This window comes from Ramlibacter aurantiacus, assembly GCF_016722895.1.
GTDB lineage: Bacteria > Pseudomonadota > Gammaproteobacteria > Burkholderiales > Burkholderiaceae_C > Ramlibacter > Ramlibacter aurantiacus.
Genome location: NZ_JAEQNA010000001.1, coordinates 1,589,859 through 1,601,907, shown reverse-complemented (window position 1 = coordinate 1,601,907; position 12,049 = coordinate 1,589,859). Strand labels below are relative to the sequence as shown.

The window sequence follows — 12,049 nt, the reverse complement described above, 5'->3', positions numbered from 1 at the left end:
CGAGGACATGAACGCGCACGTGCGGCTGTGCCACGCCGACGAGGTGCCCGAAGGCAGCTCGCGCGGCTTCGATCCGGCGGGGTCGGGCCGCGACGCGCTGTTCGTGGTGCGCCGGGCGAGCCGGGTGCATGCCTGGCTGGACGCCTGCCCGCACTGGCGCGGCGCCCCCATGGCCTGGCGCAAGGACGCCTACCTGAGCGGCGACCGCACTGCCATCGTGTGCGCGGCGCACGGCGCGCGCTTCGACATCGCCAGCGGCCTGTGCACGCTGGGGCCGTGCCTGGGCCAGTCGCTCACCCGCGTGCCCCTGATCGAGAACGAATCCGGCGAGCTGCTCGTCCAGCTACCCCTTCCCACCTTCGAGGAGACAAACCCATGAACCCCACCACCAGCCGCATCCTCGTCATCGGCGGCGGCTTCTCCGGCATGGCCGCGGCCATCGCCCTGCGCCGGCGCGGCTTCGCCGTGGACCTGTGCGAGATCGATCCCGGCTGGCGCTCGTACGGCGCCGGCATCAGCCTGGGCGGCGCCACGCTGCGCGCCTTCCGCCAGCTGGGCATCCTGGACGCCTTCCTGGCGCAGGGCCACGCCGGCGACGGCGTCGACATCCTCGCGCCCACGGGCCAGAAGATCACCACGCTGCCGACGCCGCGCCTCGCCGGACCCGACGTGCCGGGCGGCGGCGGCATCATGCGACCGGTGCTGGCCAAGCTCATGGCGGAAGCCACCCGCGCCAGCGGCACGCAGGTCCACCTGGGTTGCAGCTTCCAGGAGATCGTGCAGGACGCGGAGGGTGTCGAGGTGGTGTTCACCGACGGCCGCCGCCAGCGCTACGACGCCGTCATCGGCTCGGACGGGCTGTACTCGAAGATGCGACAACACCTGTTCCCGGAGGCGCCCAAGCCCCGCTACGTGGGCCAGGCGGTCTGGCGCGCGGTGCTGCCGCGCCCCGCCGAGGTGACGAACGCGATGATGTGGGTAGGACCCAAACTCAAGGCGGGCCTGAACCCGGTGTCGGGCGAGGCGATGTATCTCTTCCTCACCGAGGACCGGCCGGCCAACGAGCACATCGACCCCGCGCAGTTCGCACCCAGGCTGCGCGAGCTGCTGTCGACGTTTCCCGCGCCCTTGCTGCAGCAGGTGCGCGAACAGATCGGACCGCAGTCGCAGATCGTCTTCCGGCCGCTCGAATCGCTGCTGCTGCCGCGACCCTGGCACCGTGGCCGGGTGATCCTGATCGGCGACGCGGTGCATGCCACCACGCCGCACCTGGCCTCGGGTGCCTGCATCGGCATCGAGGACGCGCTGGTGCTGGCCGAAGAACTGGCCCGGGCCGAGAACGTACCCGCCGCGCTGTCGGCCTTCGAGAACCGCCGCTGGGAGCGCTGCCGCATGGTGGTCGAGAACTCCGGCCGCCTCTGCGACCTCGAGATCCAGGGCGGCGACAAGGCCGAGCACGCGCAGGTCATGCGCGAGTCGCTGATGGCGCTGGCCCAGCCGATCTGAGTCCAACACCCCTAGGAGACAACTCATGCAATTCCTTCAAATGCTGCCCGCACCGCGCACGCTGCTGGCCACCACCCTGGCGCTGGCCACTCCGTTGATGGCCAGCGCGCAGGCGCAGGCCAACTGGCCCGTCAAGCCGATCCGCATCGTCGCGGCGTACGCACCCGGTGGTGGTCCCGAGCGCGTGATCCGCACCATCGCCGACGGCATGGGCAAGCGACTGGGCCAGCCGGTGATCATCGAGTACAAGCCCGGCGCGTCCGGCAACATCGGCTTCGCCGAGGTGGCCCGTGGCCAAGCGGATGGCTATACCTGGGTGACCTCCACCGACACCACCTGGACCATCAACCCGCACATCTACAAGAACACCGGCTTCAAGCAGGCCGACGTCGTGCCGGTGAGCCTGATCTCCAGCCTGAGCCTGGTGCTGGCCTGCCATCCGTCCAGCGGCGTGAAGACGGCGCAGGACCTGGTCGCGCGCGCCAAGTCCGGCAAGCCCATGGCCTTCGCTTCCACCGGCACGGGCGGCTCGGCCCACGTGACCATGGCGCGAATGATGGAAGCGGGCAGGTTCGAGATGACGCACGTGCCCTACCGCGGCCCCGGCCCGGCGGTGGCCGACCTGATCGGCGGCCAGGTCGATTGCTCCTTCCTGCCGGCCTCCACCGTGCAGGAGCACATCAAGTCCGGCCGCCTGAACGGCGTGGCCGCCGCCACCCGGTACCGGCCTGCTTCGCTGCCGGACGTGCCCACGCTGGCCGAGCAGGGCTTCAAGGACTTCGACGCCACTTTCTACGTGGGCTTCTTCGCCCCGCGCGGCGTGCCGGCCGAGATCCGCACGCGCTTCGAGAACGCGCTGGCCGAGACCATCCGCACGCCCGAAGTGCTGGAGGCTTTCGCGGGCAACGCCAACCGGCCCGAGGGCATGACGGCCGACGCCTCGCTCAAGGAACTGCAGCGCCTGTCCGACCAATGGCAGGGGCTGGTGCGCCGCCTCAACGTCAACCTGGAGTGATGCGATGAACCCAATCCGTAACCTGCTGGCGGTGACGCTCGCCGTGGCCGCTCCGCTGGCCGCTCTTGCGCAAACGACGCCGAACTGGCCCAGCAAGCCGATCCGCCTGATCGCCCCCTACGCACCGGGTGGCGGGCCCGAGCGGGTGATCCGCACCATCTCCGACGGTCTGTCCAAGCGCCTGGGTCAGCCCGTAATCATCGAATACAAGCCCGGCGCCGGCGGCAACATCGGCTTTGCCGATCTCGCGCGCTCCGCCCCCGACGGCCATAGCTGGCTGATCGGTCCGGACACCACCTGGACCATCAACCCCGCCATCTACAAGAACGTCGGTTTCAAGACCAGCGAAGTGGTGCCCACCAACCTGGTCTCCAGCCTGATCTTCGTGTTGGCTTGCCACCCGTCGACGCAGGTGAAGTCGGCGCAGGACGTCGTCCAACGCGCCAAGGCCCAGCCCATGAGCTTCGCCAGTAGCGGCGCCGGATCGCCCGCGCACGTGACCATGGAACTCATGATGGAGCGCGCTGGATTCAGGATGACCCACGTGCCCTACCGGGGCCCGGCGCCGGCCGTGCAGGACCTAATCGGCGGGCAGGTGGACTGCGCCTTCCTGCCGGCGTCCACGGTCCAGGAGCACGTGCGGGCTGGCCGTCTTCTTGGCGTCGCCACCTCGACCCGCGAGCGCGTGAGCACCATGCCGCAGATCGCCACCCTGCAGGAGCAGGGCTTCAAGGATTTCGAAGTCAACTTTTACGTGGCCATGTTCGGTCACCGCGCAGTGCCGGCGGACGTCCAGGCGAGATTCCAGAAGGCGCTTGACGAGACCATCCGGACGCCCGAAGTAAACGAGGCCTTCTCGGCCAACGGCAACAAGCCGGAAGGCACCACGCCGGAAGCGGCCCAAAAAGAGCTGCAGCGCGTATCGGCGCAATGGCAAAGCGTGCTCAAGCGCCTGAACCTTGCGCTCGATTGAGAAAGCTTGAGAACGCGATGAGCACACGCCCGAACTTCATCTTCATCCTGGCCGACGACCTGGGCTGGGCCGACCTGGGCTGCACCGGCGCGCGCGACGTGATGAACCAGCCCGTCGATGTGTCGCCCAACCTCGACCGGCTGGCCGCGCAAGGCCTGCGCTGCACCCACGGCTACTCGAATTCGGCGGTGTGTTCGCCGACGCGCTTCGCGCTGATGACCGGCCGCTGGCAGTACCGCCTGCGCGGAGCGGCCGAGGAACCCATCGCCAATGCCAAGGGCGACAAGATCCTGGGCCTGCCGCCCGAGCATCCGAGCCTGCCGTCCCTGCTGGGACAAGCCGGCTATCGCACGGCGCTGGTGGGCAAGTGGCACCTGGGCTACCCCCCGCACTTCGGCCCGCGGCTGTCGGGCTACCAGGAGTACTTCGGCTTCCACTCCGGCGGTGTCGACTATTTCGCGCACACCGGCCCGCGTGGCGGGCACGACCTCTGGGACAACGAGACCGAAGTCCAGCGCGAGGGCTACATGACCGACCTGCTGAGCCGGCGCGCGGTGGACTTCGTCGAGCGGCAATCGGGCGAACAGCCCTTCCTGCTGAGCCTGCACTACAGCGCGCCGCACTGGCCCTGGCTCACCCGCGACGACGCCGAGGAATCCCGACGCACCGCCACCCACGGCGTCCACACCGACGGCGGATCGCTGGCGACCTATCACCGCATGATCCATCACATGGACGAGGGAATCGGCTGGTTGCTGGACGCGCTGGAGCGCAAGGGGCTGGCCGAGGACACGCTGGTGGTCTTCACCAGCGACAACGGCGGCGAACGCTTCTCCAACGTCTGGCCTTTCGCGGGCCAGAAGATGGACCTGCTCGAAGGTGGCATCCGCGTGCCGCTGATCGCCCGCTGGCCGGCGCGCATCGCGGCGGGGCAGGTGAGCGACTGCCCCAGCCTGACCATGGACTGGACCGCCACCATGCTGGCCGCGGGCGGGGCCGGGATTCCCGCGTCGCATCCGCTGGACGGGGTGGACCTGCAGCCGCTGTTCGCCGATGCCGCCTGGCGTCGCCCGGGCGTGCTGGCCTGGCGCATGAAGCACCGGGGCCAGCGGGCGCTGGTGCAGGACGGCTGGAAGTACCTGCACATGGATGGCATCGACTACCTGTTCAACCTGAACGTGGACGCGCGGGAGCGCGCCAACCTGGCCCGGCGCGAGCCCGGACGGCTGGCAACCCTCAAGGCGTTGTGGGAGTCCTGGAACGACGAGTTGCCGCCGATCCCGGAGGACGCGAAGGCCTACGGCGGCTTCTCGGCGCAGGAGATTCCGCGCGGGACGTTCTAGCCTGCGGCTCGACACGCCGCTGATTCACGCAAGATCACACCTCATGAAACTCGCAAGCCTCAAGAACGGCGGCAAGGACGGCCGCCTGGTCGTCGTCTCGCGCGACCTGCAGCGCGCGGCCGACGCCCGCGACATCGCGCCCACGCTCATCGCGGCCATCGAATCCTGGGACCGCACGGCCCCGCGCCTGCAGGCGCTCTATGAACAGTTGAACGCCGGGCACGTGCCATCGACACCCTTCGATCCGCGCCAGGCCGCCGCCCCGCTGCCGCGCGCGCCCCAGTGGTGCGACGCCTCGGCCTTCCTCAACCACGGCGAGCTGATGCAGCAGGCCTTCGGCTTGCCACCCATCCCCGAGGTGCAGACCGTGCCGCTGATGTACCAGGGCGGCTCGGACGACCTGCTCGGCCCCTGCGACGACGTGCCGCTGCCGGACGAGGCGCACGGCATCGACTTCGAGGGCGAGTTCGGCGTCATCGTCGACGACGTGCCCATGTCCTGCAGCGCCGCCCAGGCGCGCGGCCGCATCCTGCTGCTGGTGCAGATCAACGACGTGAGCCTGCGCGCCATGGCCCCGTTCGAGATGAAGCGCGGCTTCGGGTTCTTCCATGCCAAGCCCTCGTCCAGCTTCGCGCCGGTGGCGGTCACGCCCGACGAGATCGGCGACGCCTGGCAGGACACGCGCGTCAGCCTGGACCTCGCCATCGAACTGAACGGCGCTTGGTTCGGCAACCCGAACGGGCGCGAGATGAACTTCGGCTTCGATCAGCTCATCGCGCACGCGGCCACCACCCGCCGCCTCTCGGCCGGAACGATCATCGGCTCGGGCACGGTGTCCAACGCCGGCGGGCAGAAAGGCTCGGCCTGCATCGCCGAACGCCGCGCCATCGAAGCCATCGCCGGCGGCGCACCGGCCACGCCCTTCATGAAGTTCGGCGACCGCGTCCGCATGGAGGCGCGCTCGGTCGGCGGCCCGGTGTTCGGCGCCATCGACCAGCGCATCGTGCCCGCACGCCGGCCCGATTGAGGCCGCCGCCATGACCCGCCCGACTTCCCGCCACGCCCCGCGCGCCGCCGCGATCCTCAAGGACTGACATGCGCGTCCTGGTCACCGGCGCGGCCGGCTACATCGGTGCCACCCTGGTCGCGCTGCTGCGCGAGACCGGCCAGGTGGCGGGTCGTCGCGTCGAGGCGCTGGCGCTGCTGGACCGGCAGTTGCCGGAGGCGGGCGACCTATCCATCGCCGGCGACATCGCGTCGCCCGAGGTGCTGCGGCGGGTGGCCGACTTCGCGCCGGACGTGTGCTTCCATCTCGCTGCCCTCCCCGGTGGGGCGTCCGAGGCCGACTACGAGGCGGGGCGGCGCATCAACCTGCTGGGTACGCTCGGCCTGCTCGAGACGCTGGCCGGCGAGCGGGCACCGGTGGTGGTGTACGCGAGCACCATCGCCGTCTACGGCACGGCCTTGCCGGCGCTCGTCGATCCGTCCACGCCGCTGCGTCCCCCCATCACCTACGGTGCGCACAAGCTGGCCTGCGAGGTCCTGCTGGCCGACTTCTCGCGCCGGGGGCTGCTCGACGGTCGCTCGCTGCGCCTGCCTGGCATCGTGGCGCGCCCGAGCAGCGGGCCGGGGCTGGCCTCGGCCTTCATGAGCGACGTGATCCGCGCGCTGGCCGCAGGCCAGCCCTACACCTGCCCGGTCTCCGCGCAGGCTACCGCCTGGTGGATGTCGGCGCGTCGCTGCGCCGAGAACCTGGTGCATGCCGCCGGCATGGACCTGGCCGGCAGTGACCCGCGCCGCGCCTGGCCGTTGCCGGTCTTGCGGCTGTCGCTCGCCGACGTGGTGGCGACCGGCATCGAGCTGTTCGGCACCGACCGCGCAGGTCTGGTCCGCTTCGAGGCCCAACCGGCCGTCGAGGCGGTGTACGGGCGCTATCCGGTGCTGGATGACTCCGCATCCCGTGCGCTGGGGCTGCGTGACGATGGCAGTGCGCGGGAGCTGTTGCAGCGGGCCTTGCGAGGCCTGAGCTGCGCACCGTCGCGCCAGGCGGAGCCGCCGCGTTCGTGAAGGCCTCGCAGCCGTTGGGGCGGCTTCGGCCGGGCTCGGCCTTGGCAAACCCCGGGTGTTAGCATCCCCGTCGCCCATGAAAGCCGAACCGACCCCCTCCACCCTTGCGCACCCGGCGGATGACGGCACGCCCGTGTCGGTGAAGATCCGCGAACGCGTGCGCGCGGCGCGCAAGCGCTTCCACGCCAACGACAACATCAGCGAGTTCATCCAGCCGGGCGAGCTGGAAGCGCTGCTGGACGAAGTCGAGATCAAGATGCAGGGCGTGCTCGACAGCCTGGTGATCGACACCGAGAGCGACCACAACACCAACGACACCGCGCGCCGGGTCGCCAAGCTCTACGTCAACGAAGTGTTCCGCGGCCGCTACACCAAGGCCCCGGCCATCACCGAATTCCCCAACGCCGAGCACCTGAACGAGCTGATGATCGTCGGGCCGCTCACCGTGCGTTCGGCCTGCAGCCACCACTTCTGCCCGGTCATCGGCAAGGTCTGGATCGGCGTCCTGCCCAACGAGCACACCAACGTGATCGGCCTGTCCAAGTACGCGCGGCTGGCCGAGTGGGTGATGGGGCGGCCGCAGATCCAGGAAGAAGCCGTGGTGCAGCTGGCCGACCTGATCATGGAGCGCACCCAGCCCGACGGATTGGCCATCGTGATGGAGGCCAGCCACTACTGCATGGCCTGGCGCGGCGTGAAGGACATGGACAGCAAGATGATCAACTCGGTCATGCGCGGTGTGTTCCTCAAGGACCCGGCGCTGCGCCGGGAATTCCTGGCCCTGATTCCCAGGTCTTGAGTTTCAAGTCGGAACCCGATCTCATGCTGGTGCGTCTTCTCTATTGCAGCCGGGCCGTCGATGCGAGCCCCGAGGTCATCGAATCCATCCTGCACCAGGCCCGGCAGCACAATCCGGTCAGCGGCATCACCGGCATCCTGTGCTATGGCGGCGGCATCTTCCTGCAGGCGATCGAAGGCGGTCGCATGGCGGTGTCCGACCTCTATGGGCACATCCAGAAGGATCCCCGCCACAAGGACGTGGCCCTGCTGCATTTCGAGGAAATCAGCGAGCGTCGCTTCAGCGGCTGGACCATGGGCCAGGTCAACACGACCAAGGTCAACCAGTCGATTCTGCTGAAGTACTCCGAAAAGCCCGAGCTCGACCCGTATTCGGTGTCGGGGCGGGTGTCGCTCGCACTCCTCGAAGACCTCATGTCCACCGCCGCCATCTGCGGGAGGGCTTGAGGGGGCTCCAGCCACCTGCTGCGCGGGCCGATTTCGCGCCTGCGCTTCTCGCCGTACCGAAGTACGGCTGCGGTGCTCGGCGCGCGCTAGGCCCGCTCGCTGCGGTGGCTGGATACCCCCAGTGGCGTGGTTGGCTCGCTCGTGAACTCATCACTCGTTGGCTGCGATTTTTCGAGCAGCCCTACTTCACGTAAACCCATCGTGCTCGCGCATGGCGCGCGGCGGGGCGACGTGGTGGCGCTCTCGTCGATCGAGGCGCTGCCCACGTTGGCCGCGTTTGGCGAATGGCTGCGCAAGCCGGGGCCCTGGGTGGGTGGGTTCGACTTTCCGTTCGGGCTGCCGCGCGAGCTGGTGGAGCACCTGGGGTGGCCCCTGGAGTGGCAGGCCTGCATGGCGCATTACGCGGGGCTGAGCCGCGACGAGATCCGCGAGATCTTCCGGGCCTTTTGCGACGGGCGACCCGCCGGGGGCAAGTTCGCGCATCGGGCCTTCGACCGGCGGGCGGGGTCGAGTCCGTCGATGAAATGGGTCAATCCGCCGGTGGCGTGGATGCTGCACGCGGCCGTTCCGTTGCTGTTGGCAGCGGGCGTGGACCTGCCGGGGCTGCGACCAGGCGATCCGGCGCGGGTGGCGCTGGAGGCGTATCCGGGCTTGCTGGCGCGCGAGTTGATCGGGCGGCGCAGCTACAAGAGCGACGACCGGGCGCGGCAGACGCCCGACCGGCTGATCGCGCGCAAGGACCTGCTGGCGCGCCTGGAGACGGGGCAGACGCGGCTCGCGCTGCGGCTGAAGCTCACGCATCCGCAGCGCGACGCGCTGGTGGACGACGCCTCGGGCGACCGCATCGACGCCGTGCTGTGCCTGGTGCAGGCGGCGTGGGCCGAGCGCGAGGGCCCGCCCGGCTGGGGCCTGCCGCCGGACCTCGATCCCCTGGAGGGCTGGATCGTCTCCGCGTAAGCGTGTCCTGAAGCTACGATGGCGCCCGCATGACTTCCCATCGTCCCAAGATCGGCCTGGCCCTGGGCAGCGGCTCGGCCCGAGGCTGGTCGCACATCGGCGTGCTGCGCGTGCTGGAGCGCGCCGGCTTCGTGCCCGACATCGTCTGCGGCACCTCCATCGGGGCCCTGGTGGGCGCGGCCTATGCCGCCGGCCAGCTCGACCGGGTCGAGGCGTGGGCACGCAGCCTGACCTGGCCAGCGGTGGTCAAGCTGCTGGACTTCACCACGGTCACGGGCGGGCTGATCCAGGGCGGCCGGCTGCTGGCGTTCTTTCGCAGCCACTTCGAGGACCGCGAGATCACGCAGCTGCCCGTGGCCTTCGGCGCGGTGGCCACCGAGCTGCTCACCGGCCGCGAGCTGTGGCTGCGCGAGGGCTCGGTGGTGGATGCGGTGCGCGCGTCCATGGCCCTGCCGGGGCTGTTCCTGCCGGCGCAGGTCGACGGGCGGCTCATCGTCGACGGCGGCCTGGTGAACCCGGTCCCGGTGTCCCTGTGCCGTGCCATGGGCGCCGACGTGGTGGTGGCCGTGGACCTGAACTGGGACCTGATCGGACGGCACCTCGAGGGCGATGGCGCGGATCCGGCGCCCCCCGCGGGCCTGCTGGGTTGGCTGCCGCGGGGTTTGGGCCGGCTGCGCAGCGGTCCCGGGGCCTCGGCGCTCTCGATGTTCGACGTGCTGGGCGTGAGCCTGAACATCATGCAGGTGCGTATCACCCGCAGCCGGCTGGCGGGCGAACCGGCCGACGTGATGATCCGCCCGCGCGTGTCCGACCTCGGCCTGATGGATTTCCACCGCGCCGATACCGCCATCGCGGCCGGCGAGGCAGCCACCGAGGACGTGCTGCGCGAGCTGGCGCAGGTGCTGGGGCCGCGCTTGCCTCTTCGATGAACCGCCTTCACACCGCCCACTTCGTGCCGCTGCTGCGCCTTGTCTGCGCAGCGGCCGCCGCGTGGCCGCTCACGCACGGCGCCGCAGCCGAACCGGCGCCCCCTTGCGAGCAGCTGCCCTTGAGCGTTCCGTCGCTCCTGCAGACGGTGGCCGAGGCGCGGCCCTCTTTACGTTGGGAAGGCGACCCCGCGCGCACTTACCGCCTGCAACTGGCCGTTGTCCTGCCCGAGTCCCGCATCCTTGCCGCGCACGATGTGCAGGTGAGCGGCACCGAGTGGCGCCTGCCGGCGGACGTGCCCGCGTCGCGCGCGGCCATCAAGGCGCTGGTCAGCAGCAATTGCCCGGCGCTCGGCGCCCAGGACTTGCATGCGCGGGGTGCGGTGTTCTTCGTCGATCGCCGCGTCGGCTGCGAGCTCGGGGCACATGGTCTGCGGCGCGCGCAGGCCGGGCTGGCCTGGCAAGCCGTCGCCGGCGCACAGCATTACCGCGTTCGATGGTGGCGGGCCGACGGCGGCACCTTGCCGCTGCTGCTCGGCGAGCAGGACCTGCCGGCCCACCAATTGGCGGTGTCGCCGGCTCACGCACAGGCGCAGGTCGCCACCGTGCAGCCCTGGTGCGACGGCATCGGCGGGGTACCTGCTGCCGTGAGCTGGGGTACGCCGTAGGCCCGGCCACGCGCTCACATCCGGCCCACCACCTCCTGCCCCACCGCCTGTCCCAGCCGCAGGCCCTCCTCGTTGTCGCAGCGAAAGTGGATGCCGCCCCAAAGGCGTGATTCAGCCGCTTCCCGCGCCCGGGCATGGAACCAGGCGGCGCGTTGCGGCAGGAAGAAGGCGAGCACCTGTGCCGCAGCGGCCGAGGCGCAGGCATGCCCCGACACATAGCCGGGAAAGCCGGGCGTGACCAGCAGCGGCTCGAAAGCGGGATCGAGCTCGCGCCGAATGGCCGTGATCGGGCGCTCGCTCCATTCGCGCATCTTCACGCGCCAGCAGGCCACGAGTGCGTCGTGCAGCGCCACGGCCGTGCCTGCCAGGACCTGCAGCATCGTGAAAGGCGCTGCGGCGTCCAGCTCCTGCAGGGCCAGGTCCATCCATACGCCGGGCGGCGTCACCGAACCGGCGTCCAGGTGCCAGGCGTGGGCCAGCCGCACCTGTTCGGCCGTCAGGCGTGTGCGGACCTCCAGCACTTCCAGCGTCTCGCGTCGGTGGGTCTCGGTGCCAGGCCGGGGAGGGGGAGGCGGCGCGTACCGCGCGGCGGCAGGGGCAACCCACGGCCGCCACTCGCCGGCCAGACCTTCGGCGGGGTTGGCGGCGTACAGCGGCCAGGCAGGTTGCCATGCGCCGGCAAACTCCGCCGGCCGCCGGTTCGGGGGCCACACGCGCCCGGAGCCGTCGCCCAGGCTCCGGGCCACCAGGGCCTGTGCCACCGAGCGGCCGTTCTCCGCAGCCGCGGTCCGGCCCGAGGCGAGGGCCGCGTAAGCGGCTTCGAAGCGGCCTTCGGCCTCCGTCGGATAGAGCTGCGCCAGCACCCCTGAAGCCGCGCGCTGGGCGGCACCCTCGGCCTGGGCGGCGTCACCCCCGGTCGCGTGCGCCGCGGCCACCCAGGCATCGTGCAGCGCGACTTGCACGTAGGCCCATGCTCGGGCCGCCCGCAAGGGGTTTTGCTGGTACTTGACCACCAACTGCTGCACGGCGCGCGTCCAGGCTCGCAGGCGTCGCGCAGCCCGCACCTGCTCCGGGTCGCTTGCGCCGGCAGGAACATGCGACCGCGCGGGGCCTTGAGGTGACACCGGCGCGAACCAGGCGTGTGGAGTCGTCTGGCGAATGGGTGTCGCACCGGCGTCGCTCCGCGCGTGCGGCAGCAGGGCCGCGCCCACGACCGCCAGCACGCCGCGTCGCCGCATGTGCGCTGCAAGTGGATCGATGACGGACATACAACCCTTTGTTAGCTTTTCCGTTTGGTGACTGATAACCAAATGCTACATTCGCCGCCTTTGTTCAGCTACCAGGGGGAG

General features: G+C 70.3%; 13 protein-coding genes. 12 read left to right on the top strand and 1 reads right to left on the bottom strand.

Annotated elements, in window-relative coordinates; all coding sequences use genetic code 11:
* Positions 1-7: 7 nt before the first annotated feature.
* The 12 genes from JI739_RS07465 to JI739_RS07410 all read left to right on the top strand — a co-directional run bounded on the left by JI739_RS07465 (position 8) and on the right by JI739_RS07410 (position 10,700).
* Positions 8-379 carry a Rieske (2Fe-2S) protein gene (locus JI739_RS07465; RefSeq protein ID WP_201683168.1) on the top strand — a complete coding sequence of 124 codons (372 nt, stop codon included), beginning with the start codon at positions 8-10 and terminating at the stop codon, positions 377-379.
* Positions 376-1,506: an FAD-dependent oxidoreductase gene (locus JI739_RS07460; RefSeq protein ID WP_201683167.1), complete on the top strand. Its 1,131-nt coding sequence runs from the start codon at positions 376-378 to the stop codon at positions 1,504-1,506. Before JI739_RS07465 ends, JI739_RS07460 begins: the two co-directional genes overlap by 4 nt.
* Positions 1,507-1,531: 25 nt before the next feature.
* On the top strand, positions 1,532-2,521 hold the full coding sequence (locus JI739_RS07455; protein WP_201683166.1) for a Bug family tripartite tricarboxylate transporter substrate binding protein: 990 nt from the start codon (positions 1,532-1,534) through the stop codon (positions 2,519-2,521).
* 4 nt (positions 2,522-2,525) lie between these two features.
* Positions 2,526-3,494 carry a Bug family tripartite tricarboxylate transporter substrate binding protein gene (locus JI739_RS07450; protein ID WP_201683165.1) on the top strand — a complete coding sequence of 323 codons (969 nt, stop codon included), beginning with the start codon at positions 2,526-2,528 and terminating at the stop codon, positions 3,492-3,494.
* A 17-nt stretch (positions 3,495-3,511) separates the two neighbouring features.
* On the top strand, positions 3,512-4,837 hold the full coding sequence (locus tag JI739_RS07445; protein WP_201683164.1) for a sulfatase family protein: 1,326 nt from the start codon (positions 3,512-3,514) through the stop codon (positions 4,835-4,837).
* Positions 4,838-4,880: 43 nt separating this feature from the next.
* Positions 4,881-5,864, top strand: coding sequence for a fumarylacetoacetate hydrolase family protein (locus JI739_RS07440; RefSeq protein ID WP_201683163.1), 984 nt, complete (start codon positions 4,881-4,883; stop codon positions 5,862-5,864).
* A 68-nt stretch (positions 5,865-5,932) separates the two neighbouring features.
* The gene (locus JI739_RS07435) at positions 5,933-6,904 is read left to right on the top strand and encodes an NAD-dependent epimerase/dehydratase family protein (RefSeq protein ID WP_201683162.1); all 972 of its coding nucleotides are present in this window, start codon (positions 5,933-5,935) and stop codon (positions 6,902-6,904) included.
* Between the two features lie 76 nt (positions 6,905-6,980).
* A complete protein-coding gene (gene folE / locus JI739_RS07430; protein WP_201683161.1) occupies positions 6,981-7,703 on the top strand; it encodes a GTP cyclohydrolase I in 723 nt (240 codons plus the stop codon).
* Positions 7,704-7,726: 23 nt separating this feature from the next.
* Positions 7,727-8,149, top strand: coding sequence for a BLUF domain-containing protein (locus JI739_RS07425; RefSeq protein ID WP_201683339.1), 423 nt, complete (start codon positions 7,727-7,729; stop codon positions 8,147-8,149).
* A gap of 201 nt (positions 8,150-8,350) precedes the next feature.
* Positions 8,351-9,106, top strand: coding sequence for a DUF429 domain-containing protein (locus JI739_RS07420; protein ID WP_435531591.1), 756 nt, complete (start codon positions 8,351-8,353; stop codon positions 9,104-9,106).
* A gap of 29 nt (positions 9,107-9,135) precedes the next feature.
* Complete coding sequence (locus JI739_RS07415; RefSeq protein ID WP_201683159.1) at positions 9,136-10,035, top strand: patatin-like phospholipase family protein; 900 nt, start codon at positions 9,136-9,138, stop codon at positions 10,033-10,035.
* Positions 10,032-10,700 (top strand): hypothetical protein, encoded by a 669-nt coding sequence (locus JI739_RS07410; RefSeq protein WP_201683158.1) that lies wholly within the window; start codon positions 10,032-10,034, stop codon positions 10,698-10,700. The genes JI739_RS07415 and JI739_RS07410 overlap by 4 nt, the downstream gene beginning before the upstream one ends.
* A 14-nt stretch (positions 10,701-10,714) precedes the next feature.
* Here the strand turns inward: JI739_RS07410 and JI739_RS07405 are convergent, their stop codons facing one another.
* Positions 10,715-11,968 carry a phosphatase PAP2 family protein gene (locus JI739_RS07405; RefSeq protein ID WP_201683157.1) on the bottom strand — a complete coding sequence of 418 codons (1,254 nt, stop codon included), beginning with the start codon at positions 11,966-11,968 and terminating at the stop codon, positions 10,715-10,717.
* Between the last annotated feature and the right edge of the window lie 81 nt (positions 11,969-12,049).

Bases quoted from the DNA above. Each gene is read 5' to 3' on its own strand.
- JI739_RS07405 (WP_201683157.1), bottom strand. From the start codon at position 11,968: ATGTCCGTCATCGATCCACTTGCAGCGCACATGCGGCGACGCGGCGTG.
- JI739_RS07465 (WP_201683168.1), top strand. From the start codon at position 8: ATGAACGCGCACGTGCGGCTGTGCCACGCCGACGAGGTGCCCGAAGGC.
- JI739_RS07410 (WP_201683158.1), top strand. From the start codon at position 10,032: ATGAACCGCCTTCACACCGCCCACTTCGTGCCGCTGCTGCGCCTTGTC.
- JI739_RS07425 (WP_201683339.1), top strand. From the start codon at position 7,727: ATGCTGGTGCGTCTTCTCTATTGCAGCCGGGCCGTCGATGCGAGCCCC.
- JI739_RS07415 (WP_201683159.1), top strand. From the start codon at position 9,136: ATGACTTCCCATCGTCCCAAGATCGGCCTGGCCCTGGGCAGCGGCTCG.
- JI739_RS07455 (WP_201683166.1), top strand. From the start codon at position 1,532: ATGCAATTCCTTCAAATGCTGCCCGCACCGCGCACGCTGCTGGCCACC.
- JI739_RS07440 (WP_201683163.1), top strand. From the start codon at position 4,881: ATGAAACTCGCAAGCCTCAAGAACGGCGGCAAGGACGGCCGCCTGGTC.
- JI739_RS07435 (WP_201683162.1), top strand. From the start codon at position 5,933: ATGCGCGTCCTGGTCACCGGCGCGGCCGGCTACATCGGTGCCACCCTG.
- JI739_RS07445 (WP_201683164.1), top strand. From the start codon at position 3,512: ATGAGCACACGCCCGAACTTCATCTTCATCCTGGCCGACGACCTGGGC.
- JI739_RS07450 (WP_201683165.1), top strand. From the start codon at position 2,526: ATGAACCCAATCCGTAACCTGCTGGCGGTGACGCTCGCCGTGGCCGCT.
- folE (WP_201683161.1), top strand. From the start codon at position 6,981: ATGAAAGCCGAACCGACCCCCTCCACCCTTGCGCACCCGGCGGATGAC.
- JI739_RS07460 (WP_201683167.1), top strand. From the start codon at position 376: ATGAACCCCACCACCAGCCGCATCCTCGTCATCGGCGGCGGCTTCTCC.